Source organism: Kitasatospora sp. SolWspMP-SS2h (assembly GCF_003259315.1).
In the GTDB taxonomy this organism is placed as follows: domain Bacteria; phylum Actinomycetota; class Actinomycetes; order Streptomycetales; family Streptomycetaceae; genus Kitasatospora; species Kitasatospora fiedleri.
In genome coordinates this window covers 17341-40156 of sequence record NZ_QLLT01000004.1, presented here as the reverse complement: position 1 = coordinate 40156, position 22816 = coordinate 17341, and the positions used below count along the sequence as shown (strand labels likewise).

Here is a 22816-nt window from a genome sequence, read left to right as displayed (position 1 = left end):
ACGTTACTGAATTCGGCGGCCAATGACGCATTTTTCACGAATTCGGAATGTCCGGACGTCCGGATTTTCCCGACATCACGCCGGAATCGGATTCGCCCGCCGCCACTACCGCGCGGAGAACCCCGCGAACCCCGGGTGCACGGAACGGGAACGGGCGGGGCGCATTTCCGGTTCGGGGCCACGGTGCGGGCGCGCGATTCGAGCCCGCGATTCGGGCCCGCGGTTCCGGGACGACCGCCGCACGGCCACCCGGGCCGCGGTTGCCTCCGGTACCCCGCGAAGGCGTCCCCGATCGCGGGCCTGGGGACGGGAGCGGACGAGATGAGCGGTCCGGACTGGGTGCCGGCCTCGTGCACGCTACCCGTGGCGGAGCGGCCGCTGCGGGTGGCGGGGTGGGACGCGCTGTTCGCCGAACGGCTGGAGCGGGTCTCGCGGCCGGAACCGTTGCGGCTGCGGCTGGTGCTGCGCGGCGGCGAGGGCGTCGAGGAGCGGGTGCGGGAGCCGGCCGAGCGGCCGGGGCGCCCCCGTTCCCTTCGCCGGGACGACGCACTCCCGTAGTGCCCCGGGCAGCCGCTCCGGGGCAGTTGCCGTGGGGTCAGAGCCAGTCGTTCCGGACGGCCTGGGCTCCCGCCTGGAAGCGGCTCTCGGCGCCCAGCCGGCTCATCAGGTCCTGCATCATTCGGCGCACCGTCCGCAGGGACAGGCCCAGCTTGCGGCCGGCGGACTCGTCGGTGTGGCCTTGGCTCAGCAGTTCCAGCAGGGCGCGCTCGGACCCGGTGAGATCCTGGCCGTCGCGGGGGGTGGGCTGCCCGAAGTCGGTTCCGCTGCGCCAGAGTTCGTCGAACAGCGCGCACAGCGGCTGGATCAGCGCCGCCCCGTGCAGCTCCAGTGCGCCGCGGCGGCCGTCGCTGGGGTCGATCGGCACCAGGGCGATGCTGCGGTCGACGATCACCAGCCGGATCGGCAGCAGCGGCACGGTGCGCGTCAGACCGCCCAACTCGGCCAACCAGCGGGCATATCGCAGGGTGTCGGGGTCGTTGCGGAAGCTGTCCTGGAAGATGCTGCGAATGACCACGCCGCGTTCCAGCGCCAGCTGATTGGGGTGTTTGCCGGCCTGGATGGAATCGGGACGAACTGCTCCCCCCCGCATCAGGGAGAGGCATTCCCGGGTCGCGGTGGCCGCGAGTTCCTCCAGGCGGTCGCGGACGGCGTCGAGGGACTCCAGCCGCAGGACCTGCTCGTCGTCGGGCCGCCGGTCGACGTACTCGGCGGAGAGGGCGGCGATCTCGGACCGGGCGCTCTCCAACTGCTGCTGGCGGAAGAGTAGTTGGTTCTGGTTGCGGGCGAGTAGCCTGGTCAGTCCGACTTCCGGGCTGACGGCCCGCAGTGCGTGCGAGCCGGTCGTCGGCCGAAGCAGCGTCAGTTCCAGTAGTTCGTCGAGCGCTTCCCGCACCTGCGCCTCCGTCAGGCGCAGGCTCGTGGCGATCCGTTCGACCCCCGCGTCCGGCTCGGCCAGTAGGGCCCTGTAGACGCCCTCCGTCAGGGCGTTCAATCCCAGTACGTGCAACACCGCGACACCCTCCCCGTATCGATGATCATCATCGGTGCAGGGCAGCCGGGGACGCAATGCTTTCGCAGGCGAAATGATCTGGCACTTAGCTGCCGAGTGACTTCATGCCAGTTCCGTAGTCGTGACATCGCCTTCCGTAGGCGGCAAGCTCTTCCTCGTCAGCGGAAAACGCCGCAAAAACCGGGACGAGTTCCGCGAACCACTCACTGACACAGCAAACCCTCACGGGCACAGCATGGGTACGAAACAGGAGAGAACAGTCGTGACTCACTCGATACGCATCGTATGCACTGGTCTGGTCGTCGCATTCACTGTCGGTCTGGTCTCCTTCGCCGCGGACGGCGCCGCCGCCGGCCACTCGGCCGTCCGGCACTCCGTCGCCGGCTCGGGCTTCGACTGGGATTCCGCTCCTGCTTCACCCCCCGCACAGAGTTGACCGGACCTCGTGCAGTTGGTCGCGGTGACTCTCACCTGTTCCGATCCGGCGCCCTCGCAACTGACGGCTGAAGCGGTCACCGACCTGATCTGGGTCCACAGCCGGCACGAAGACCGAGTGGAACACATCCGCACCCGCGTCGACCTCAACTGCTACCGCATCGCCGCCGCGATCATCGCGGACACCCCGGACGCGGCGACCATGAACCTGCGCCACGTCTGCGAACGCGCCCTGCAGCAAGCGCCGGCCCTGCGCGGCTGGTGCCTCGCCCTCACCTGAGCCTCCGCCGAGAGCTCCAGCGAGGGCCCCACCCGGACTCCCCTTCAGACTTCCGCGCAGACCTCCACGGACCGAGCCCGCGGCTCTGCCGGCCGCACGAGGCCGTCCCGCCCGGAGGTCGAGCACCACCTGCCCGCCGCCGCCGTCCGAACACCTCGGACCAGACCGGAACATGACGTCACGTCGGGAAGAGACGACCCCGACCGCGACAGCCCCCGATGGCCGACGCAGCGGTCGTCACAGGCTCCTCGGCCCCGCCCGCCGGTCTCCGCACGCCCTGAGCGGCCCGGTCCGTCCCCGGCGGAACCCGCTCCGGCGTCCCGGCGACGGCCGAGACACCTCCTCCCTCCCCCTTTCCCGAAAGAAGGCTCCTCGCCATGCGCGTCCTCGCCAAGATCGCCACCGCCGCGGCCATCGCCGTGCCGATGCTCGTCGCCATCCCCGGAGCGGCCAACGCCGCAGCCACCCCGTCCGGCTGTTCCAGCGTCACCCAGATCGGCAGCACCGCCTACCTCAACGTCGGCGGGCAGACGATGGCGTCGGTGAAGCAGTACAAGGGCTGCGGGAAGAACTACTCCTACCTGTACGTGTGGGAGGGCTACCGCAACACCCACAGCAGCTGGGACGTGTGCACGGCCATCGTCACCGGCGGCGGGCACGACGTCCAGGACCCCCGGTGCGGCCACAACTCCGTGGAGCTGTGGTCCTTCGGCGCCGCGACCCTGGCGGAGTGCACCCAGGGCCTGGGCTGGACGGGCTACGGCCCCATCCCCTACCCCAGCGACGGCGACATCGCGGTCAAGACCGACGTCCGCTGCTGACCGCCTGACCGCCCCACCTGCGGCGACCGCCGTGGCACCGGCTCCCGGAACACCGGCGACGACCGTGACGGCCGCGACAGCCATGACGACCGTGACGACCGCACCGGCCGGCCGCACCGACCGGCGGTGCCGCTGAGCGCCGCCCCGGCCGGGAGCCCCTCCGACTGAACCCCCGCCCGCCCGCTGCCCGTTGCCCGACACCGGGACGGGAGCGGGGCCGGGGTCGAGATCCATCCTCCACCGAACCAGAAGGAACCCTCGCATGGCATCCGCCATCAAGACCCGCAAGACCGCCGTCCGACTGCTCACGGCCGCCGCCGTCCTGAGCGGCCTGGTACTGAGCGCCGCCCAGGCCAACGCGGCGATCCCGACGCCCCGCGCCGACGCGGCGGCCGCCGCCGCGCTGCCGACGGTGAACATGGAGGCCACCGTGCTGGCCGCCCAGATCGACCCCCGGCGCGCCGACAACACGCTGACCCCGGGCGCCAAGGACTCGGTCCTGGCCGTCGAGCGGGCCCTGCAGGCCCGCGGCCTCCTCGACGCCAAGTGGGTGGACGGCTACTTCGGCACCACCACCATCGCCGCCTACGCCGCCTACCAGCGCTCCCTCGGCTACACCGGCCTGGCCGCCAACGGGCTGCCCGGCACCACCTCCCTCACCTCGCTCGGGCAGGGCCGGTACACCGTCACCCAGCAGATCGGCCCCGGCGCCCACGTGCAGCGCAACGGCTACACCATCGACACCCGCACCCAGAACATGCTCACCGAGGCCGAACGCCTCCTGGGCTACAAGCTCACCCTGGATCAGGGCTCCTACAACCCCGGCGGCGACCCCACCTCGGCCGGCACCCACGACGGCGGCGGTGTCGTGGACGTCAACGTCGACGGCATGACCAGCGCCACCCGCACCGCCGTCGCCAAGGCCCTGCGCCAGGTCGGGTTCGCCGCCTGGGTCCGCAACCCCAGCCAGGGCGACTGGCCGTGGCACATCCACGCCGCCGCGATCAACGACACCGACCTGTCCACGCAGGCCCAGAACCAGACCGGTGACTACTACCTCGGCCTCAACGGCCTGGCCAACCACGCCGCCGACGACGGCCCCCACGTCCCGATCCAGACCTGGGAGGAGTACCAGCGCACGCACTGACCGCGCGCTGCCTCCCGAGCACGACCCACGCACGGCCCGGGGCACGGCCCGAGCACGACCGGGGCACGGCCCGAGCACGACCGAAGCACGACCGAAGCACGACCCGATCGCCCGTCAGCGCCCGTTGACGGCACGTCACCGAGAGAGAAGACCGTGAAGAACATACGCAACATGATCACCGTCGCCGGCACCGCCCTGGCGCTGGCCGTCCCGCTGATCGCCACCACCTCCGCGCCCGCCTTCGCCGCGTCCCGCGACGGATCCTGCGGCTCCGGAGAGTTCTGCTACTACTACAACAGCGACGAGGCTGGCTCGGTCTCCGACTTCACCGGCTCCCTCAGCAACTACGGGGACAGCCAGCCGGACTGCTACGAGTTCAAGGGGTCCGGCGCCGGCCAGGGCCTCTGCGTCAAGAACAACGCCGCATCGGTGTGGAACCGCAGCAGCCAGACCGTCCGCGTCTACTACAACAGCGGCTACGCCGGCTCCTACCAGGACTTCGCCCCCGGCGCCAAGGGCAACCTCAACTCCACCCTGAAGAACAACGACGCCTCCCACAAGTTCCTCAGCAGCTCCAGCAACGACAACGAGAGCCCCACCAACGACTTCGACGGCGGCACCCGCGGCTTCGCCGCCAAGAACTGCACCGCCTTCGCGGCCTTCCGCATCGCGGACCGCCTCGGCATCCCGAACTTCAGCAACTCCTACGGCGGCACCACCTGGGGCAACGCCAGCACCTGGGACGACGCCGCCCGCCGCCTCGGCATCAGCGTCAACACCACCCCGACCGTCGGCGCCATCGCCGTGAACGACACCCACGGGGCCTACGGCCACGTCGCCTACGTCAACGCGGTGTACTCCGACGGCTCCTTCGACGTGGAGGAGTACAACTGGAACAACCCGCTCGCCTACGGCACCCGCAGCCACCTCAAGGTCAGCAGCGCGGAGTCGTCCTTCCAGCACATGATCCACTTCTAAACCGCCACCGACCGGCCCCCGGCAGCGCCGGGCCGATCAGCTGAGCGCGCGGCCCACGGCGGTGTGACGAACTCCGCCGGAGCCGCAGCGGTACGCACGGCACGTACGGCACGTACGGCACGTACGGCACGTACGGCAGGTACGGCACGTACGGCACGTCTCGAAGCCCCGTCGGGCAGGTGACCCCTCCAGGTCGCCTCCGCCCGGCGGGGCTTCGACGTGGTGCCGCGGTGCCGGTGCGCTACTTCAGGTAAGGGCCGTCGGTGCCGACCTTGCCCGGGGCGGCGTTCCTGCCGCCCAGGTCGAGGACGTAGACCCGCAGGTTGCCCTTGCCGGGGGCGGCGACGGACAGGGTGCCGTCGGTGACGGTGCGGACGGCCCCGGAGACGGCGTCCCGGTACGTGCCGTCGGGGACGCCGGTGAAGGTGGCGGCGTCGGTGACGGTGACCAGGGCGAAGGAGTCGACCCCGGCGGCGGCGTCGGTGTAGCGGCGCTTGAAGGACATGCCGCCGGTGACGCCCTCGGTGGAGTACTGCCCCATCTGCAGGGCGGGGACCGCCCGGCGGATCTGGTTGAGCCGCTGCACCTGCTTGACCAGCGGCTGCTGGAGCGTGACGGCGACGGCGCCGCTCGCGCCGGAGACGACGGAGAAGTCGGGGGCGGTGACGCTGCCCTCGACGTGGTCGCCGTAGTAGGCGCGGCCGGTGCCGGCCAGCGGGCAGGACGGGCCGCAGTCGATCTGCTTCCCGGCCTGGAACTCGATCTCGGAGCCGTAGTACAGGGTGGGGATGCCGCGGAAGGTCCACATCAGCGCCATGTTCTCGGCCCAGGCGTCGGTGCCGCCGGTGTAGCGCACACCGGACTTGTTGGGCCCGTAGTCGTGGCTGTCGACGTAGACCACGTTGTAGGTGGCGTCGTTGGTGGAGTCGTCGGAGTCCTTGCCGTTGTGGTACGCGTTGTGCGCGTCGCCGAAGTTCATGTGCATCCGCATGTCGATGATGTTCATGCCGGAGGACTTCGAGTGGTCGGGCGCGTGGTAGGTGTTGCCGTCCAGGAAGGCGTTGGCGGACGTCGGCTGGTTGCCGGTGCCGAGCTGCTCCTCGTAGGCGTACTGGTCGAGCGCGGCCTGCGCGTCGTCGGCGGTGTAGTCCTTGCGCTCCTTCCAGGTGTAGAACTGCGCGGAGTGGTTGACCGAACCGCGGTTCCACTTGTCGTTGACGAACGCGGCGACCTCGCCGAAGACGAAGAAGTTCTGCGCCTTGGCCGGCCCCCAGTCCCGGGTGACGCGCTGCTGGATGGCGGGCAGGAAGCGCCGGTTCCAGGTGACGCGCGGAACGTGCACGGCGGTGTCGACCCGGAAGCCGTCCACGCCCATGTCGATGTACTTGTCGTAGGCGCCGATCAGGTAGTTCTGGACGTCGGCGTCCTCGGTGTTGAAATCGGCCAGGTCGTCGGCCAGCCAGCAGGAGCGCGAGTCCTCGCCCTCCCAATTGCCGATCCAGCACCGGTGGTAGTACTTGGCCGGGAACATGCCCGAAGTCGGGCTCGGCCACTGGCAGTTGTAGATGGTGTAGCCCTCGGGGCTCCTGTACTGGGTCGGGGTGCCCCAGCCGACGCAGGTCTGGCCGCTGGGCTGGGTGGTCGACCACAGGTCGCCGTTGTAGTACGACTTGCCGCTCTTCGGCTCGACGGTCAGGCCGTCGTACTCGAAGCCGGGCTGCTTCTCGTCGTAGTACCAGGACCACTGCGCGTCCCGCACGCCGTACACGGTGGGCACGTACAGGCCCTTGGCGCCCCAGCGGGAGCTGTGGTTGTAGACCACGTCCTGGTAGACCTTGATGCCCTTGGCGTGGGCGGCGTTGATCAGGTCCTGGTAGGAGGCGCCGGCCGACTCCAGCCGCGGGTCGACCTTGTAGAAGTCGTAGCCGTGGTAGCCGTGGTAGTCGTAGTCGGAGCGGTTCAGCACCACCGGGGTGATCCAGATCGCCGAGAAGCCCAGGCCCTTGACGTAGTCGAGCTTCTGCACCAGCCCCTTGAAGTCGCCGCGGAACATCGGGTCGCCGTTGGCCGCGTTGCCGGACTTCACGTCCTGGTTGCCGCCCCGGTCGTTGGACGGGTCGCCGTCGTAGAAGCGGGCGGTGAGCACGAAGTAGATCGGGTCCTTGCGCGGGTCGGTGCCGATCATCTCGCCGGGCCGGGCGGCCGGCGGGGCCTCCCCGGTGGTGGCGACCGCGGCGGCGGAGGCCGCGGAGACGTTCCCGGCCGCGTCCAGCGCCGTGACGGTGTAGGTGTAGACGGTGCGCGGCTCCAGGCCGCTGTCCGCGTACACCGTCGAGGCGACGTTGACCACCGAGGTGCCCCGGGTGCCGCCGCTGCGGGTGACCCGGTAGCCCGTCACCCCCACGTTGTCGGTGGCCGGTTCCCAGGTCAGCACGACGGAGGTGTCGGTCGCGGCGGCGGCCACGCCGCTCGGCGCGCCCGGCGCGGTGGTGTCGGGGACGACGGCCGCGCACGGGTCGGCGGCGTTCGCGGTGACCTTGCCGTTCTGCACGGTGCTGACGCCCGACGGCAGGACGTAGTTGACGCCGTTGTTGTTGTCCCAGGTGCCGTTGCCGTTGTTGAACGTCGCCGCCAGGGTGGCCGCACCGCCCAGGTCGACGGTGCGCTCGTACCAACCGGGGCAGGCGAGCGTCATCCCGACACCCGGCACCGCCGTCCACGCCCCGCCCGCCGGGGCGTAGTGCAGGTTGACGACGCTCCAGCCGACCACGGCGGTCGAGTAGAACACGGTGGCGCTCCTCCCGGCGGGCGGGCTGCTGCTCGCGGACGGGGACGGGCCGGCGGACGGGGACGCGGAGGCGCTGGTGGACCGGCTCGGGCTCGGGCTCGAACTCGGCGTTCCGGTACCGCCGTTGTCGTCTCCGCACGGGTCGCTGTGGGCGATCACGCCGTCCTTGACCACCACGGTGCCGGTGCCCAGGGCGTAGTTCTTGCCACCGTTGTTGTCCCAGGTGCCGGAGCCGTCGGTGAACGTCGCCTGCAACCCGGTGGCGCCGCCCAGGTCGACGGTCCTCTTTACCCAGTCCGTGCAGGCGGCCTCCATCGCCACGCCCGGCACGGTGGTCCAGGCCCCGCCGTCCGGGGCCCAGTGCAGCTTGTACGCCGACCAGTTGCCGGTCCTGGTGTAGTAGAAGACGGTGGCGGTGTTGCCGCCGGCCGCCGCGGTGCCGGCCGCCGCGCCCGCGGCGGCGCCGAGTGGGGCGGTGGACAGCAGACCGGCGGTGAGCGCCGCCACCGCGGTCAGGACGACGGCGAGGGGGCGCCGTCGGTGCCGTGCTCGTCTGGTCAAGGGAGTGTCCCTCGTGCGGGGCCGCAGGCGGTGGGGAACTGCCTTGCGGCAGGGGATGGGTGGGGGTACTTGCGCAAGAGACTGCAAGAACTTCCAGGAGGTTACTGAGGCATGACCGGCCTGTAAAGACTTCTCACCCTCCCCCGCTGCCGGGCATTCCGCCGGAAATCCACCTCACTAGCCGAAAAGTCTTTCCGCAACCATCAGGAGGTGAAGTAGAACTGATGTACCGTCAACTCTGCACAACCGGAAGTCCCATAGGCTGCCGCAGCGCGTCGGCCGCGACCACCGCCACCGCCACCGCACCGGTGAGGGCCGCGCAGCCGAGCAGCGAGACCCGGACGCCGACCGCCCCGGCGAGCGCGCCCCAGACGGGGTTGGCCGCAGTGAGGGCCGCGCTCTGGACGAGCGTGAGCAGTGCCTGCACCCGTCCGAGGTGGGTCGCGGGCGCGCCGGACAGCACGAGCGGGCCCAGGTGGCAGGCGAAGACGCTGGAACCCGCCCCGACCAGCACCGCGGCCGCCCCGGCCCAGACCGGGGCGGGGGCCAGGGCGAGTGCGACGGTGCCGAGGGCGGCGACCCCCAGCCCGAGGACGATGCCGCGCCCGACCCGACGGAGCACCCCGTACCGGGCGGCGGCCAGCGAGGCGCCCAGCACACCGAGCGCCTGTCCCCCGGCCGACAGCCCCGCGGTGCCCGTGCCCCAGGCGTGCGCCCGAACCAGCAGCGGCCCGAGCAGCCCGACCACCGGCAGCACCCCGGCCGCCGCGACCGCCGCCACCGGCAGCGCGACCCGCAGCGTCCGGTCCCGCCGCACCACCCGCAGACCATCCGCCAGTCCCGCCACCAGCCCGCCACCGCTCCGTCCGCTCTCCCCCCGCTCCCCCTTCCCCACCCGCACCCGCACCCGCACCCGCACCCGCACCCGCAGCCGCAGCGTCACGGCGAGGACCGCGAGGAAGGTCACCGCGTCGGCGACCGCCACCCCCGCCAGGCCGAGGCCCCCGGCCAGCAGCGCGCCGACCGGAGCGCCGAGCAGCACCGCCACCTGGCCACCCGCCTGACGCAGCGCCAGCGCCCGGGACAGCCGGGCGGGAGCGACCAGCAGTCGCGGCAGCGCACCGCTCGCGGGGAGCTGGAAGGCGTCGACGGTGCCGATCAGCAGCGCGAACCCGATCAGCGTCCACCGGCCGCCGCCCGCCGTCCGGTCCACCACCGCCAGCGCCAACGCCAATGCCAGGACGACGACCACCATCGCCGCGTCCGCGAGCAGCGCCACCCGCCGGGGCCCGTGCCGGTCGACCACCGCCCCGCCGAGCAGCAACAGGACGGTGCGCGGCACGGTGACCGCGGCCAGCACCAGCCCGGCGGCCGAACCGCCGTAGCCGGCACCGGCCCAGCCGAGGGCGGCGGCGAGGGCGGCGTCCCCGACGGCGGAGACCCGGGTGCCCGCGAGCCACCACAGGTACGCCCGTGGCAGCCCGGCGGCATCGGCATCGGTATCGGTATCGGCGGTACTGGTTCCCATGGCGGCCGACGCTAGGAACCTCGACCCGCTCGAAGGCAAACGCCGCCCCCGCGTGCCGTCGGTCCACCACCGGGGCCGGGCCTCCACACTGGCGGGATGTGCCACTACTGCGGGTGCCGCGAGATCCCGCTGATCAAGGACTTCATCCGGGAGCACGAGGCGGCCACCGACCTGACCGGGGAGATCGCCCGCCTGCTGGAGTCGGACGACCCGATCTCGGCGGGAGCACTGCTGGCACCGCTGGCCGCCGAACTCGCCGCGCACTGGCGGGGCGAGGAGGACGGCCTGTTCCGAGTGATGCGCACGGACCCGGAGTTCACGGCGTACATCGACGCCCTGGAGACCGAGCACCGCGCCCTCGCGGACCTCCTCGCCACCACCGACCTCGCCCGCCCCGCCGACCGTTCCGCCCTGCTGACCGCCTTCGCCGAGCTGCACGCCCACATCGCCAAGGAGGAGGACGGGCTCTTCCCCGCCTCCCTGATCGCCCTGACCGCCGCCGACTGGAACACCTCGATGGCCGCCTGGCGGGCCGCCCACCCCGGCCGCCGCCCCTCCCCGCCGGGCTGACCCGCCCTCGCCGGCGCCCGGCGTGACGCCCCGGTCAGCGGGTCCGGTGGTGCGGTGCCGGGTGTCGGCGCCCGGCGCACCACCCCGGCGCGCGTCAACCTGCCGAGTATCCGATTGGACACGCAGTGTCACTACGTGTCCGTATGATCTCTGCCGGTGGCAGCGTCCAGGGTCCAGGGGAGATCAGTGAGCGAGCAGATCAGCGTGGACCCGGCCGAGTTGAGGGCGTCGGCCGCCGCCTCGCGGAGCATCGGCGAGGAGTTGCGGCAGCCGGTCGCCGCGGCGACCGGTGCCAGCCGGACGACCGGCGGGGAGCTGGCGGGGTGGTCGGTGGGCGCGGAGTTGCAGCGCCTCGCGAAAGGGTGGACGACGCCGCTCGGCGGGCTGGCGGAGCGGCTGGCCGCCACGGCCGCGGCCCTGGAGGCCAGTGCGCGGGGGCACGAGTGGAACGACGACCGGATCGCCGGGACGTGGCGGAAGCCGGGGGCGCGGTGAGCGGCGACTTCGCGCTGCTCCGGCGTTTCGACCCCGGCGGCCTCCGGGACGCGGCCGAGGGCTGGCGCCGGCTGTCCGCCGCGGCGGAGGACGCCAACGGCCGGCACCGGCACCGGGTCAACGGGCCGCTGCGGGCGCACTGGCAGGGCAGGGACGCGGACAGCGCGTTCTTCACGATGGAGTCCACCGAGCAGGAGCTGGAGGTCGTCCGGGTGGAAGCCGAGTCGGTGGCCCTGGTGCTGGACACCGTCGCCGACCGGATGGACCAGGCCAGGACGAACCTGTCGAACGCGCTCCGGCGGGCCGACGAGTGGAACCTCCCGGTGGCGGACGACGGCACGGTCGGCCTCCCGCCGCAGGCCGCGGCGGACCGCCACGACCCGGACGCCCGCGACGAGCGGCAGCGCCGGACCCTGCTGCGCGCGCAGCTCCAGGGCCGCATCGACACCGCACTCGCCACCGCCCGCGAGGCCAGCGACCAGGGCGCCCGCGCGCTCGGACGGCTCGGCGCGGACATCCTCACCCAGCCCCGGGTGTTCGGGGCCGCGAGCGAATCGGCCCAAGACGTCCGGGACGTCGCCGCGGACCTCGGCCTCGCCGCCCCGCACCTCCCGGCGAACGAGGACCCCGCACGGGCCGCACAGTGGTGGCGGTCGCTGACGCCCGGACAGCAGCAGCGCCTCCTCGCCCTGCACCCCGAGGAGATCGGCCGCCTCGACGGCCTCCCCACCACCGTCCGGGACCGGGCCAACCGCCTCGTCCTGGAGCAGCGGCTCGACGCCCTGAAGGCCGGCGACGCCAGGGGCTCGGGCCTGACGGCCGATGAGTACGGCCGACGCGAGACCGCCCTGCGCGTACTGAAGGAGACGCTCGACCGGCGGGACGGATCGGACCAACAACACCGGCTGTTCCTGCTGGGCCTGGACCCGCGGGGCGACGGCAGGGCCATCGTCTCGACCGGCGACCCGGACACCGCCGACCACACCGCCGTCCTGGTGCCCGGCACCGGCACGACCGTCAAGGAGATGCCCGGTCAGATCGAGCGGATCAGCAGGTTGCAGGACGCGGCGCGAGGAGAACTCACGGACACGGGACAGAAGGTCGCCGTGGTGTCCTGGCTCGGCTACGACGCGCCCGAGGTGAGCGGCAGCGTCCTCACCCGCGGCCGTGCCGAGGACGGCGCCGAGGACATGCGCCGCTTCACCGAAGGCGTCCGGGTCGCCCAGGGCGACCACCACAGTCACCTGACCGTCATCGGCCACAGCTACGGCACCACCGCCGTCGGAGCCGCCGCAGCAGGCGGTCAGGGACTACAGGCGGACGACATCGTCGCCATCGCCAGCCCCGGCATGTCCACCGACAGCGCCTCGGAGCTCCACGTCGACCCCGACCACTTCTGGGCCGGGACCGCTGCCGACGACAACATCGGCCTGGCCACCGGCCTGACCCTCGGCCCCGACCCGACCCTCGGCGCCTTCGGCGGGAACACCCTCGCCATCGACACCTCCGGCCACAGCGGTTACTGGGATCCCCACAGCAAGAGCCTGGCCAACCAGGGAAAGATCATCGCTGGAAAGCTGCCGAGCACCGTCGACAACCACCGGGGCGAACCCAATGGAGTCGTACCCGGTCTCTGACCCCCGAACGCTGCCCGAAAGAGGCCTTCCGATGCGCCGATCGAACCCGCCCCTCGGCACCGTCATCGCCTTGGCCCTGCCCCTCCTCCTGGGAGCCTGCATGAACAACCCCGACCCGAACGAGCCGCTGCCTGTCATGGCCAAGAACGAGGCCGAGGCGTGGGCTCAGCACCTCACCCAGTACCTGGCCCAGACCGCCGGCGTCACCCTGACCACGGAGAGTGCCACGCCCTACTTCAGCAACTGCGAGGGCAGGAAGGGCGAAGTAGCCGACGACGGCCGCTACACCCTCGCCTACCACGTAGCGGGTGCCGTCCCCCGGGCTCAACACCCCGACGCCGCACGCAAGATCAGGTCCGCCCTGGAGAAGGACCGCTTCACCGTCACCGATTACCGCGAGACGGTGCAGGACCAGCCGGACGTACTGCTGTACGCCGAGCACACCGAAGGCCGCTACTTCGTCGACGTCAGCACCGGCGTCAACACCGACCGGCTCACCTTCACCGTCAATACCCGCTGCCTCATGCCGCCTCCCGCCTCCTGACCGTCGCGCACCGGTTCACTCCTGGGGGTCGCGGACCAACCTGGGGGGGAGGACGGCCTGGAGGGGCCGGGGCGCTGCCGGCGGCTCTCAGCGGGCCAGCCGCCCCAGCAGCGCGGAGGCCGCGGTGATGCCGGCGCCGGTGGCCAGGGCGAGTACGCCGAAGTCGAGGGCGAGGTGGGACGGGGTGCCGATGAGCAGGCCGCGCAGGGCGTCGACCTGGTAGCTGAGCGGGTTGGCCCGGCTGACGGCCTGGAGCCAGCCGGGCATCAGGTCGACGGGGTAGAGCGCGTTGGAGCCGAAGAACAGCGGCATGGTGATGGCCTGTCCGATGCCCATCAGCCGGTCGCGGGTGAGCACGATGCCCGCGATGGTCATCGACAGGCAGGAGAAGAAGGCCGAGCCGAGCACCACCGCGACCGCGACGCCCAGCAGCCGCAGCGGGTTGGCGGTCATGCCGACGCCCAGCACTGCGGCCAGCACCACCACCACGGCGGCCTGGATCACCGCCTTCACCCCGGCGGCGAACGCCTTGCCGGTGACCAGCGCGGCCCGCGGGGTCGGGGTGACCAGCAGTTTGGTGAGCACCCCGGAGTCCCGCTCCCAGATGATCATGATGCCGTAGAAGATCGCGATGAACATCGCGGACTGCGCGATGATGCCGGGCGCCAGGTAGTCCAGGTACGGGATGCCGCCGGTCGGGATCGCCTTCAGCCGGGTGAAGGTCTCCCCGAAGATCAGCAGCCACAGGGCGGGCTGGACCGCCCGGGTGTACAGCTCGGTGCGGTCGTGCCGCAGCTTCTGCAGCTCGACGGTGCACATCGCGACGACCCGGGCCGGGACCACCCGCCAGCCCGTGCGGGCCTTCGGCGGTACCAGCAGCAGGCCCAACTCGGGCCCGGCGGACGGGCGGTGCTCAGCCGACTCGGCTTGCGGTGCGGCGGGTGCGGCGGACATCCGAGAACTCCCCTTCCTTGGCGTCGTCGGTCAGTGCGCGCCCGGAGAAGTGCCGGAACACGTCGTCCAGGGTGGGCGCCTGCTGGGCCGGGTCCTCGGCCCGGACCCGGGCCTTGAGCTCCTCGGGGGTGCCGAGCGCGCGGATCCGGCCGCGGTCCATCAGGGCGATCCGGTCGCAGTGCCGGTCGGCCTCGTCCATGTAGTGGGTGGTGACCAGCACCGTCATGCCGGTGGCGCGGCGGACCGCCTCCACCCGCTCCCAGACGCCGGCCCGGGCGATCGGGTCCAGTCCGATGGTGGGCTCGTCCAGCACCAGCAGCCGGGGCGCGCTGACCAGGGCCTGGGCCAGTTCGAGCCGGCGCACCATGCCGCCGGAGTAGGTGCCGGCCATCCGGTCGGCGGCCTCGGTCAGGTCGACGGCGGCCAGCGCCTGGGCGACCCGTTCGGCGCGCTCGGCGCGGGAGACGTCGAAGACCCGGGCGAACAGGGCGACGTTCTCCCGCCCGGTCAGCCCGGAGTCCGCGGAGAGCGCCTGCGGGACGTAGCCGAGCAGGCGCCGCACCCCGGTGCGTTCGGCGGCGCAGTCGTGGCCGAACACCCGCACCATGCCGTGGGACGTCGGCAGCAGGGTGGTGATCGCCCGGATGGTGGTGGTCTTGCCCGCGCCGTTCGGCCCGAGCAGCCCGAACACCTCGCCGGGGCGCACCGTCAGGTCGACGCCGTCGACCGCCCGGGTGGCCGGGCCCTTGCCCCGGCCGTGGTGGAAGCTGTACACCAACTCCCGGCACTCGACGGCCGGTTGGTCCTGTTCGCTCATGCCTCCGCACTCCCCTCTCCGGCCGCCCCGGCCCGCAGGCCGGCCGCGACCGCGCGCAGGGCGGGCACCGCGGCCGCCAGGGCCGCCCGCTCCGCCTCGTCGAGTTCCGCCACCACTTCGCCGACCAGTTCGGCCCGCCGGACCCGCCAGGCGGCCAGCCGCTCGACCGCCTCGTCGGTGACGTACAGCAGCGCCGCGCGCCGGTCCGCCGGGTCGGTCTCGCGGCGCAGCAGGCCCTGTCCGACCAGCTGGTTGACCAGCGTGGACACCGAGTTGCCGGCCAGGAACAGCTCCTCGGCCGCCTCCGAGACCCGCGTCCCGGGCGTGTCCGCCACCAGGCGCAGCAGTTCGACCTGGGCGCCGCGCAGCCGCGGCACGGCCAGCCCGGCCCGCAGTCGGCGGCGGATCAGCCGCTGGATGCCGACCAGGAGGACGGAGAGCTCCTCCGCCGTCGTTCCGGTTCCGGCACCGTTCGGCACCGCCCGTCCACCGGGTTCCGGGCCCTTCGCCAGGTGTTCGCTCACCCTTCGATTTTAGCTCTGAATGAGAGGTATCGGTCGAGGGGCGTCCGGTAAAGAGTTCCGCAAGCTTCCGGGGGCGCCGCACCGGAACACGGCACCGAAGCACCGGAACGCCGTACCGAAGCGCCGGAGCGCCGTCGGGCCGGGCCGCGTTGTGTATGCGGACCGGCCCGGCGAAAGGGGTGGAACGGGCGGGGTGGAACGGGCGGGGCAGGACGGGAGGCGGGCTCAGCAGTCGTCGAACGCGGTGCACACCGCGCCGCCCAGCGGGTTCAGCACCGCGTCGTCGGAGCCCCCGGCCCAGGCGGTCTTCGGGTGGCCGCCCTTGGGCAGCTGGGCGTGCAGGGTCAGTTCGGCGAGCGAGCCGTCCTTCGCCGTCAGGTACTCGCGCACCTCGGTGCTGCCGCCTCCTGACTGCGGCACCGTCAGGGTGGCGGCCACCGACGCCCCGTCCTCGACGGTGACCTTGACGGTGGCGCCCGGCACGGTGGAGGCGCAGTCCTTCAGCCCCTCCGTGACGCCGGCGAGCAGGGCGTACGCGCTCTGCGCCGCGGCGCTGCTCTTCGCGGACGAGCCGAAGCTGGCGATCGTCTCGTCGGCCGACCAGTCCCCGGCGGCGCCGCCCAGCGCGGCGGTCTCCACGATCGGCACCTCGGCGAAGGAGTCGTCGCGCGGGATCTTGCAGAGTTCCTCGATCCGCAGCCTGCCCTTCTCGCCGAGCACCTTCGCCGGGCCCGCCTTCCAGTGCAGCGCGGAGTTCAGCGGCACGGACTTCGGGTCGATCCACGCCCCGGCGGGCAGCCGGCCGGCCTTCCCGGGGGTGGCCTCGGGCGCGGCCGGGGACTTGGACGCGGCCGGGGACTTGGCGCCGTCGGCGGACGGCGCGGCGGAGGCGGTCGTGGCGGCGGTGGACGCGGTGCCGGGCGCGGCGGAGGCGGCGGAGTCACCGGTGTCGGTGCCCTCCGGGTCGCACGCCGACAGGACGGCGACGGCGGACAGGCAGGCCACCGTGGCGGCGGCGAGGCGGAGCGAACGCACGGATGTATCCCTGGGGGGTTCGAGGACGGTGGAGAGAGGAAAAGGGGAACGGGCCGGGACGGGGCGCGGCGGTGGCGGCCGTCCCCGGGCGGGAACGGCCGTCCCGGCGGGGGCCCGGTCAGTAGCCCTGCGGCTTGTGGTGCGGGTTGGCCTGCGGCACCTTGCTCGCCAGGTCGTGCCCGTCCGGCGCGACCTTGTACCTGCTGCGGATGTACGTCATGGACGCCGCGACGTTGGCCACCGGGTCGTAGATGTCGGTCGAGGTGCCCTTGACGTGGTTGGCCGCGAAGGTGCTCGGGATGCACTGCCAGCCGCCGCGCGAGCAGTTCGCGGGCTTGCCGTCGCCGACGATCGCGCCGTGGGCGTTGCTGTCCCAGGCGTTGATCTGCGAGCCGGGCGCGTTGTACGAGGACTCCCGGGAGGCGATGGTCAGCATGCCCTCGGTCCAGGCGGCGCGGGCCTTCGGGTCGGTGACGCCCATCGCGTCCAGGGCCTGGGAGATGTACTCGCGGCAGGCGGCCTCGCCGCTTCGGTACTTGCCGGCGCCCTGGTAGCCGACCTGGCTGACCTTGATCGCGCCCTCGTGGGAGACCGTCGGCGCGGGGTCCTCGCCGTGGCCGCCGTGGCCTCCGTGGCCTCCGGTGGGCTTCTTCGGACTGGTGGGCATCGGCTTCTTCGGTCCGGTGGGCTCGGCCCCGTGCGTGCCGCCGTGGCCGCCGGCGGGCTTCTTCGGGCCGGCCGGCTTCCCCGGGTGGCCGCCCTGGCCGGGTTTCCGGACGCCCTCGCGGGCGCGCCGCTCGGCGTCCGCGTACTGCTTGACGATGACGCCGAGCTTGTCGACGTCGCCGCCGAGGTTCTTGGTGAGCTCGTTCTTGGTGGCCTCCAGGGCCGCGACCTGCCGCTCGATCGCGCCGACCCGCTCACGCACCTGGGCGACCACCGCGCCGAACCCGACGACGCCACCGAGGGCGCCCGCCGCGAGGTCGGTGGTGACGGCCTTGGCCATCACGCCCTTGATCCGGCCGGTCCGCTGGGACAGTTCACCCATCCGCTGCTGGATCGTCTGGAAGTCCTGCTGGATCCTCGCCAATTCGCCCGGTTCGTAACCGAAACCCGCTGCCATTCCGTGTCCCCCCGTAGGACCTGACCTGACGTCTGCTGAGGTCGTCCATCCCATCACATCGCGTCGTGACGCAATCACCGGACCCTCCGGTTCGGCTACCGCGCATACCCTTTGCCCTGGTTTTGCAAACCCGGCGAACGGGTGTCCGTCGAGATGCCCGGGCTCACCCGGCGCGCGATCATGGTTGGTGCGGACCGTCCCGTCGGCGGGCCCGCGTACGGCTCACCGCCGTCGACCGCCGGCGCCCGACCGGAAAGGCTGGGTCTCGATGTTCCAACTCCTCTGGATTCTGTTGATCGGTTTCGTGCTGGGCGTGCTGGCCAAGCTGATCCTGCGTGGACCGCAGTCCATCCCGTGGTGGCTGACCATGCTGCTCGGTGCGGCCGGCGCACTGCTCGGAAACCTGGTGGCCGGCTGGATCGGCGTCCGGCACACCGGCGGCATCGACTGGATCAGGCACCTGCTCCAGATCGGTTTCGCCGTCGTCCTGGTGGCCTTCGTCGCCCCGGCCTGGAGCAAGTCCCGCCCGGGCAGGTAGCCCCGCGGTCCCCACGACCGACTCGCCCACTGCCCGCCCGGCTCCCTGCCGGGCGGGCAGTGGCCTGCCAGGGTCCTTTCGGGGGACCGGGGGACCGGGGGACGGCGCGGCGGACGGCGCGGCGGGCGACGCGGCGGCCGGTCAGGCGAAGCGGGAGCTGCGCACCGGCCCGGCGGAGCGGATCCGGTCCCGGCTGCCGGTCGCCCAGGTGGCGGCGGCGCGGGCCGCGAAGCCCGCCAGCGCCGCGTCCGGGTCGGGCGGGGTCGCCCCGTCGCCCGGATCGGGCTCGGCGGAGGCGGCCAGGATCTCCCGGGCCAGTTCCTCGGCGGGGCGCTCGTCGGCCGGGGACGAGGTGACCTCGCCGTCCTCGTCCACCGCCGTCCGCGGCTCCCAGGGCGCGACGATCCGCTGCACCAGCAGGCCGCAGACGTCCGCCGACACCGCGGGGGTGTCCGTCCAGCAGGTGGCGTGCTCGTACAGCAGCTCGCCGGGGGCCCGCTCGTGCAGCGCGGAGAGCACCTCCCCGTCCAGCTCGTTCAGGTCGTACGCCACCACCAGCGTGTCCGGCGTGCCCGGCCGGTACGGGGCGGCGGGCAGGCCCAGCAGCTCGGCCGCGGCCAGGCCGAGCGCCCGGCTGCCCCGGTCGGGCAGCAGCGCGACGGCGGCGGGGCGGCGGCCGGTGGCGTCCAGCACGACGCGCAGCCGCTCCAGGCCGAGCCGGCAGTCGTCCCAGCCGCCCTGGAGGTACGCCCAGCGGCCGGTCATCCCGGCGTCGTGGCCGTACGGGGAGAGGGTGGCGAGCAGGCCGCCAGTGAGCACGTGGTGCCAGCCGCGCAGGTCGGCCGGGCCGGCCGGCGGGACGGCGGCGGCCCGGGCCAGGGTGCGGCCGATCCGGTCGGCGGCGGGGCGCCAGGTCTCGTCGGGCGCGGAGAGCTGCCCGAAGACCTCCCGGGCGAGGTCGAGGTCCCCGGCCATCAGGGCGTTGTGCACCAGCAGGTAGCGGTCGGGCCAGTCGCCGGTGACGTCCCGGTGCTCCCGGAGCAGCTCGACGGCCTCGTGGTGCCGCTCGCCGTCCTCCAGCGCGACGGCCAGCTCCAGCAGCACCTGCCGCGGGTTCACCGCCGGCCCGGCCGGGCGGGAGCGGCCGAACAGCCGCCGCTTGGCCGCCTTGGCCTCCGGCTCGGCGGCGGCCTGCCGCGCGCCGCGCAGCGCCTGGCGCAGCGCGGGGACGGCGAACTCGGACAGGCCGTGCTCGATGCAGGCGTACCCGTACGCGTACAGCGCGGCGGGGCCGGACGGGTCGGCGGCCAGTTCGGCGGCGGCGCCCGCCAGGTCGTCGATCCCCACCAGATCGGCCAACTGCCTCACTGCCGGGGCGAGTTCGGCGGCGCTCAGGCCGTCGGCGGCGCTCCGCAGTTCCCGGACGGCGCCCTGCGGGTCACCGGCGTCGAGCAGTTCGCGGGCCTTGGTGAGGTCGGCGTGCACGCAGTCTTCTCCTGGAGTTCGGGGGTTGTGAGGGGTGGTCCACACGGGGCGCTCCGGCACCGGCCGGGGCGCGCACCCGCCCGATCATCGCCGCGGCGTGCCGTTCGGCCAAACGGTTTTCCACCCGGCGACCAGGCGGCTCGGCGGCCCGGCACCGGGGCGTCCCCGCCCCTCCTCTACGACCGGTCTGGCGGTCTGCCGACGTGTCACCGTCCGGTCCCGATGCGGTCCGGAATCCGCGTCTTCGCCCCGGCGGCCCGACGGACGGCCGTAGCGTCCTGCCCCGTACCGCCGCGCGGGGTGCAGCCGCCCCGTCCGGTCGGCCGCTCCGCCACCACGCACCCGGGAGGAACCCGCCATGACCAGACGCCGGCCGCTCGCCGCCCGCACCCTGCTCGCCACCGCGGCACTGGCCGCGACGCTCACCCTCGCCGCCTGCGACCCGGAGGGCCCGGACGCCGACGCCGCCCCGCCCGCGCCCACGTCGGCCTCCGCGTCGGCTTCGGCCTCCGCGTCCGCGTCGGTATCCGCTTCCGCCTCGGCCTCCGCGTCCGGGGCGGGCGGCAAGCGTGCTCTGACCGAGGCCGCCACGGCGGGCGGGCTGGCCCGGGCCACCGGGGACGCGCAGCTGAGCGACGTGCCGGTCGACCCGGGCGAGATGCGCGAGGGGATGACCCTGGTGGAGGCCAACTACCGTCAGGCGAAGGGCGGTTCCGGCCGTGCGGTGCTGTTCGCCGGGGTCGACAACGTGCCCGAGGACCCGAGCAAGCGCCGCGAGCACCTGTGGCGCGGCCTGATCGACCACGCGCTCGGCGAGGGCTCCACCGGCAGCCCCGGCACCTCCGTCGCCTACCCGGCCGGTCCGCTCGGCGGCAACCTGGAGTGCTTCCCGCTCGGCGCCGACGCCCTGTGCGGCTGGGCGGACGCCTCCACCGCCGCCGTCGCGCTGTTCCCCGCCACCTCACCGGCGGACGCCGCCGCACGGTTCGTCCGGATGCGCGCCGACCTCGAACACTGAGAACGCCGACAACGTCGAGAACGCCGAGAACGCTGAGAACACCGAGCACACCGAGCACACCGAGCACACCGAGCACACCGACCCGCCGGACCGACCCGGTAGGCCATCGGCACCGGGTCCAGGATGTTCCACCAGTCCACGCGCCTTGCCGAAGAACGGAGTTGCCCGCTCTTCGCCCGTGGCCGAGTTCACCGTCCGGCCGGACGTGCGCGCCGGTCGCCCCCGGCGTCCGCCGGGAGGGCGGGGAGGGCGGGCTCCTTGTCGTGGCCCGGGCCGGAAACCTAAGGTCGTCAGGCATCCCGTCCCCGTCCGCAGAGGAGTCCGTTCCCCATGAAGCTGCTGCGCATCGGCGCGCCCGGTGAAGAGGTGCCGGCCGTCCTAGACGCCGACGGCACCGCGTACTCGCTGGCCGGGCTGACCGGTGACATCGACGGGGCGTTCCTCGCGGGGGGCGGGGTCGAGCGGGTGCGGGCGGCGCTCGCGGCGGGGTCGCTGCCGGTGGTGGCGAGTGCCGGGGTGCGGCGGGGGGCGCCGGTCGCCCGGCCCGGGAAGGTGGTCTGCGTCGGGCTCAACTACCGGGACCACGCGGAGGAGACCGGGGCGGCGGTCCCGGCGCGGCCGGTGGTGTTCATGAAGGACCCGGCGACGATCGTCGGCCCGGACGACGAGGTGCTGGTGCCGCGCGGCTCGACCCGGACGGACTACGAGGTGGAGCTGGCGGTGGTGATCGGGCAGCGGGCCCGCTACCTCGCCGACCCGGCCGGGGCCGCCGCGTGCGTCGCCGGGTACGCGGTCAGCAACGACGTCTCGGAGCGGGAGTTCCAGCTCGACTTCTCCCCGCAGTGGGACCTCGGCAAGTCCTGCGAGACCTTCAACCCGCTCGGCCCCTGGCTGGTGACCCCGGACGAGGTGCCCGACCCGCAGGCGCTCGGCCTGCGGCTGAGCGTCAACGGCGAGTCGCGGCAGGACGGCAGCACCGCGCGGATGATCTTCGATGTGCCGTACCTGGTCTGGTACTTGAGCCAGTACATGGTGCTCAACCCCGGCGACGTGATCAACACCGGCACGCCGGCCGGCGTCGCCCTCGGCCGCCCCGACAAGCCGTACCTGCGGGCGGGCGACGTGGTCGAGCTGTCCGTCGACGGCCTCGGCACCCAGCGCCAGACCCTCGCCGACGCCTGACGGGCCGACGGTCGGCGGGGCGGGGGGCCGGGGTGCTAGAAATCCCTGGTGGACGATCCTTCCGAGCCCCCGGCCCTGCGCGCTTTCGTGGCGCTCGCCCCGCCCGACGAGGCCAAGGACGAGCTGGCCCGGGCGCTGCGCCCCGCCTACGAGGCGCACCCCGGGCTGCGCTGGAACCGGATCGAGGACTGGCACATCACGCTGGCCTTCCTCGGCGAACTCCCGTCCAGCGCCGTCCCGTTGCTGCGTTCCGCGCTGTCCGGCGCCGCCGTCGGGCGGCCCGCGCTGCGGCTGGGGCTGCGCGGCGGGGGCCACTTCGACGGGCGGCTGCTGTGGAGCGGCGTCGACGGGGACCTGGCGGGGCTGCACCGGCTGGCCGAGGAGGTCCGGGGCCTGGTGCGCGCCCGGGGCATCGGCTTCCGGGAGCGCCCGCTGCACCCGCACCTGACGCTGGCCCGGGCCCGGCGCGACGACGCCACCGGTGTCCCGGCGGGCGCCGCCGTCCTCGCCGGGTTCACCGGCCGGAGCTGGTGGACGGCGCGTCTGCACCTGGTCGGCAGCAACACCGCCCGCGGCCCGGGCCCGATCCACTACCGCGACATCGAGTCCTGGCCCTTCGCCACCGCCGACCGTCCTGACCGCACCCCCTGAGGCCGCACCGCCCGGCCCCGCCGCCCGAGACCCGACCGCCTGAGACCCGATTGTCCGAGACCCCGCCGCCCGGAACCCCGCGGCCGCCGCCCGGAACCCCGCCGCCCGGCCCCCGCGAACGTTTCACCCGCCCCG

General features: G+C 73.2%; 22 protein-coding genes. 13 read left to right on the top strand and 9 right to left on the bottom strand.

Annotated features, from left to right (window positions below; translation table 11 throughout):
- The first annotated feature begins 321 nt into the window (after positions 1-321).
- Entirely contained in the window at positions 322-558 is a 237-nt protein-coding gene (locus tag K353_RS36785; RefSeq protein WP_305000288.1) for a hypothetical protein, read from the top strand.
- Positions 559-595: 37 nt separating this feature from the next.
- On the opposite strand, the gene K353_RS06105 is transcribed toward K353_RS36785, so the two are convergent.
- Positions 596-1570: a helix-turn-helix transcriptional regulator gene (locus K353_RS06105; protein WP_111552552.1), complete on the bottom strand. Its 975-nt coding sequence runs from the start codon at positions 1568-1570 to the stop codon at positions 596-598.
- Between the two features lie 553 nt (positions 1571-2123).
- Here K353_RS06105 and K353_RS34250 point away from each other — a divergent pair.
- The 4 genes from K353_RS34250 to K353_RS06090 all read left to right on the top strand — a co-directional run bounded on the left by K353_RS34250 (position 2124) and on the right by K353_RS06090 (position 5231).
- On the top strand, positions 2124-2285 hold the full coding sequence (locus K353_RS34250) for a hypothetical protein (RefSeq protein ID WP_158585356.1): 162 nt from the start codon (positions 2124-2126) through the stop codon (positions 2283-2285).
- 377 nt (positions 2286-2662) lie between these two features.
- Positions 2663-3106 carry a hypothetical protein gene (locus tag K353_RS06100; protein ID WP_111552551.1) on the top strand — a complete coding sequence of 148 codons (444 nt, stop codon included), beginning with the start codon at positions 2663-2665 and terminating at the stop codon, positions 3104-3106.
- 262 nt (positions 3107-3368) lie between these two features.
- Complete coding sequence (locus tag K353_RS06095) at positions 3369-4253, top strand: peptidoglycan-binding protein (protein WP_233533404.1); 885 nt, start codon at positions 3369-3371, stop codon at positions 4251-4253.
- Positions 4254-4424: 171 nt separating this feature from the next.
- On the top strand, positions 4425-5231 hold the full coding sequence (locus tag K353_RS06090; RefSeq protein ID WP_111552550.1) for a CHAP domain-containing protein: 807 nt from the start codon (positions 4425-4427) through the stop codon (positions 5229-5231).
- A 241-nt stretch (positions 5232-5472) separates the two neighbouring features.
- On the opposite strand, the gene K353_RS06085 is transcribed toward K353_RS06090, so the two are convergent.
- Positions 5473-8580 (bottom strand): carbohydrate binding domain-containing protein, encoded by a 3108-nt coding sequence (locus K353_RS06085; RefSeq protein WP_199528010.1) that lies wholly within the window; start codon positions 8578-8580, stop codon positions 5473-5475.
- Between the two features lie 232 nt (positions 8581-8812).
- On the bottom strand, positions 8813-10108 hold the full coding sequence (locus K353_RS06080) for an MFS transporter (protein ID WP_111552549.1): 1296 nt from the start codon (positions 10106-10108) through the stop codon (positions 8813-8815).
- A gap of 96 nt (positions 10109-10204) precedes the next feature.
- Between K353_RS06080 and K353_RS06075 the strand changes: the two genes are divergently transcribed.
- From K353_RS06075 to K353_RS06060, 4 genes are all read left to right on the top strand, one after another.
- Positions 10205-10678: a hemerythrin domain-containing protein gene (locus tag K353_RS06075; RefSeq protein ID WP_111552548.1), complete on the top strand. Its 474-nt coding sequence runs from the start codon at positions 10205-10207 to the stop codon at positions 10676-10678.
- 186 nt (positions 10679-10864) lie between these two features.
- The gene (locus K353_RS06070) at positions 10865-11173 is read left to right on the top strand and encodes a hypothetical protein (RefSeq protein ID WP_111552547.1); all 309 of its coding nucleotides are present in this window, start codon (positions 10865-10867) and stop codon (positions 11171-11173) included.
- A complete protein-coding gene (locus K353_RS06065) occupies positions 11149-12810 on the top strand; it encodes an alpha/beta hydrolase (RefSeq protein WP_111552546.1) in 1662 nt (553 codons plus the stop codon). Before K353_RS06070 ends, K353_RS06065 begins: the two co-directional genes overlap by 25 nt.
- A gap of 31 nt (positions 12811-12841) precedes the next feature.
- Positions 12842-13354 carry a hypothetical protein gene (locus tag K353_RS06060; protein ID WP_146616407.1) on the top strand — a complete coding sequence of 171 codons (513 nt, stop codon included), beginning with the start codon at positions 12842-12844 and terminating at the stop codon, positions 13352-13354.
- An 87-nt stretch (positions 13355-13441) separates the two neighbouring features.
- Here K353_RS06060 and K353_RS06055 read toward each other — a convergent pair whose 3' ends face one another.
- The 5 genes from K353_RS06055 to K353_RS33695 form a co-directional block, all read right to left on the bottom strand.
- Positions 13442-14308 (bottom strand): ABC transporter permease, encoded by an 867-nt coding sequence (locus tag K353_RS06055; protein ID WP_111552544.1) that lies wholly within the window; start codon positions 14306-14308, stop codon positions 13442-13444.
- Positions 14268-15125 carry an ATP-binding cassette domain-containing protein gene (locus tag K353_RS06050; protein WP_111552543.1) on the bottom strand — a complete coding sequence of 286 codons (858 nt, stop codon included), beginning with the start codon at positions 15123-15125 and terminating at the stop codon, positions 14268-14270. Before K353_RS06050 ends, K353_RS06055 begins: the two co-directional genes overlap by 41 nt.
- Positions 15122-15604: a MarR family winged helix-turn-helix transcriptional regulator gene (locus K353_RS06045; RefSeq protein ID WP_111552542.1), complete on the bottom strand. Its 483-nt coding sequence runs from the start codon at positions 15602-15604 to the stop codon at positions 15122-15124. Before K353_RS06045 ends, K353_RS06050 begins: the two co-directional genes overlap by 4 nt.
- 270 nt (positions 15605-15874) lie before the next feature.
- The gene (locus K353_RS06040; RefSeq protein WP_111552541.1) at positions 15875-16684 is read right to left on the bottom strand and encodes a hypothetical protein; all 810 of its coding nucleotides are present in this window, start codon (positions 16682-16684) and stop codon (positions 15875-15877) included.
- Positions 16685-16802: 118 nt separating this feature from the next.
- On the bottom strand, positions 16803-17774 hold the full coding sequence (locus tag K353_RS33695; RefSeq protein ID WP_158585355.1) for a transglycosylase SLT domain-containing protein: 972 nt from the start codon (positions 17772-17774) through the stop codon (positions 16803-16805).
- Positions 17775-18075: 301 nt separating this feature from the next.
- On the opposite strand from K353_RS33695, the gene K353_RS06030 reads away from it, so the two are divergent.
- Positions 18076-18345, top strand: coding sequence for a GlsB/YeaQ/YmgE family stress response membrane protein (locus tag K353_RS06030; protein ID WP_030913001.1), 270 nt, complete (start codon positions 18076-18078; stop codon positions 18343-18345).
- Between the two features lie 141 nt (positions 18346-18486).
- Here K353_RS06030 and K353_RS06025 read toward each other — a convergent pair whose 3' ends face one another.
- On the bottom strand, positions 18487-19830 hold the full coding sequence (locus K353_RS06025) for a hypothetical protein (protein WP_111552540.1): 1344 nt from the start codon (positions 19828-19830) through the stop codon (positions 18487-18489).
- 358 nt (positions 19831-20188) lie between these two features.
- Between K353_RS06025 and K353_RS06020 the strand changes: the two genes are divergently transcribed.
- From K353_RS06020 to thpR, 3 genes are all read left to right on the top strand, one after another.
- Positions 20189-20848, top strand: coding sequence for a hypothetical protein (locus K353_RS06020; protein ID WP_233533403.1), 660 nt, complete (start codon positions 20189-20191; stop codon positions 20846-20848).
- A gap of 330 nt (positions 20849-21178) precedes the next feature.
- The gene (locus K353_RS06015) at positions 21179-22030 is read left to right on the top strand and encodes a fumarylacetoacetate hydrolase family protein (RefSeq protein ID WP_111552539.1); all 852 of its coding nucleotides are present in this window, start codon (positions 21179-21181) and stop codon (positions 22028-22030) included.
- Positions 22031-22078: 48 nt separating this feature from the next.
- The gene (thpR, locus tag K353_RS06010) at positions 22079-22681 is read left to right on the top strand and encodes an RNA 2',3'-cyclic phosphodiesterase (RefSeq protein ID WP_111552538.1); all 603 of its coding nucleotides are present in this window, start codon (positions 22079-22081) and stop codon (positions 22679-22681) included.
- Positions 22682-22816 lie beyond the last annotated feature (135 nt).

Coding starts and splice junctions, on each gene's coding strand:
- K353_RS06095 (WP_233533404.1), top strand. CDS start 3,369: ATGGCATCCGCCATCAAGACCCGCAAGACCGCCGTCCGACTGCTCACG.
- K353_RS06055 (WP_111552544.1), bottom strand. CDS start 14,308: ATGTCCGCCGCACCCGCCGCACCGCAAGCCGAGTCGGCTGAGCACCGC.
- K353_RS36785 (WP_305000288.1), top strand. CDS start 322: ATGAGCGGTCCGGACTGGGTGCCGGCCTCGTGCACGCTACCCGTGGCG.
- K353_RS06080 (WP_111552549.1), bottom strand. CDS start 10,108: ATGGGAACCAGTACCGCCGATACCGATACCGATGCCGATGCCGCCGGG.
- K353_RS06050 (WP_111552543.1), bottom strand. CDS start 15,125: ATGAGCGAACAGGACCAACCGGCCGTCGAGTGCCGGGAGTTGGTGTAC.
- K353_RS06015 (WP_111552539.1), top strand. CDS start 21,179: ATGAAGCTGCTGCGCATCGGCGCGCCCGGTGAAGAGGTGCCGGCCGTC.
- K353_RS06075 (WP_111552548.1), top strand. CDS start 10,205: ATGTGCCACTACTGCGGGTGCCGCGAGATCCCGCTGATCAAGGACTTC.
- K353_RS06030 (WP_030913001.1), top strand. CDS start 18,076: ATGTTCCAACTCCTCTGGATTCTGTTGATCGGTTTCGTGCTGGGCGTG.
- K353_RS06020 (WP_233533403.1), top strand. CDS start 20,189: ATGACCAGACGCCGGCCGCTCGCCGCCCGCACCCTGCTCGCCACCGCG.
- K353_RS06090 (WP_111552550.1), top strand. CDS start 4,425: ATGATCACCGTCGCCGGCACCGCCCTGGCGCTGGCCGTCCCGCTGATC.
- K353_RS06100 (WP_111552551.1), top strand. CDS start 2,663: ATGCGCGTCCTCGCCAAGATCGCCACCGCCGCGGCCATCGCCGTGCCG.
- K353_RS06060 (WP_146616407.1), top strand. CDS start 12,842: ATGCGCCGATCGAACCCGCCCCTCGGCACCGTCATCGCCTTGGCCCTG.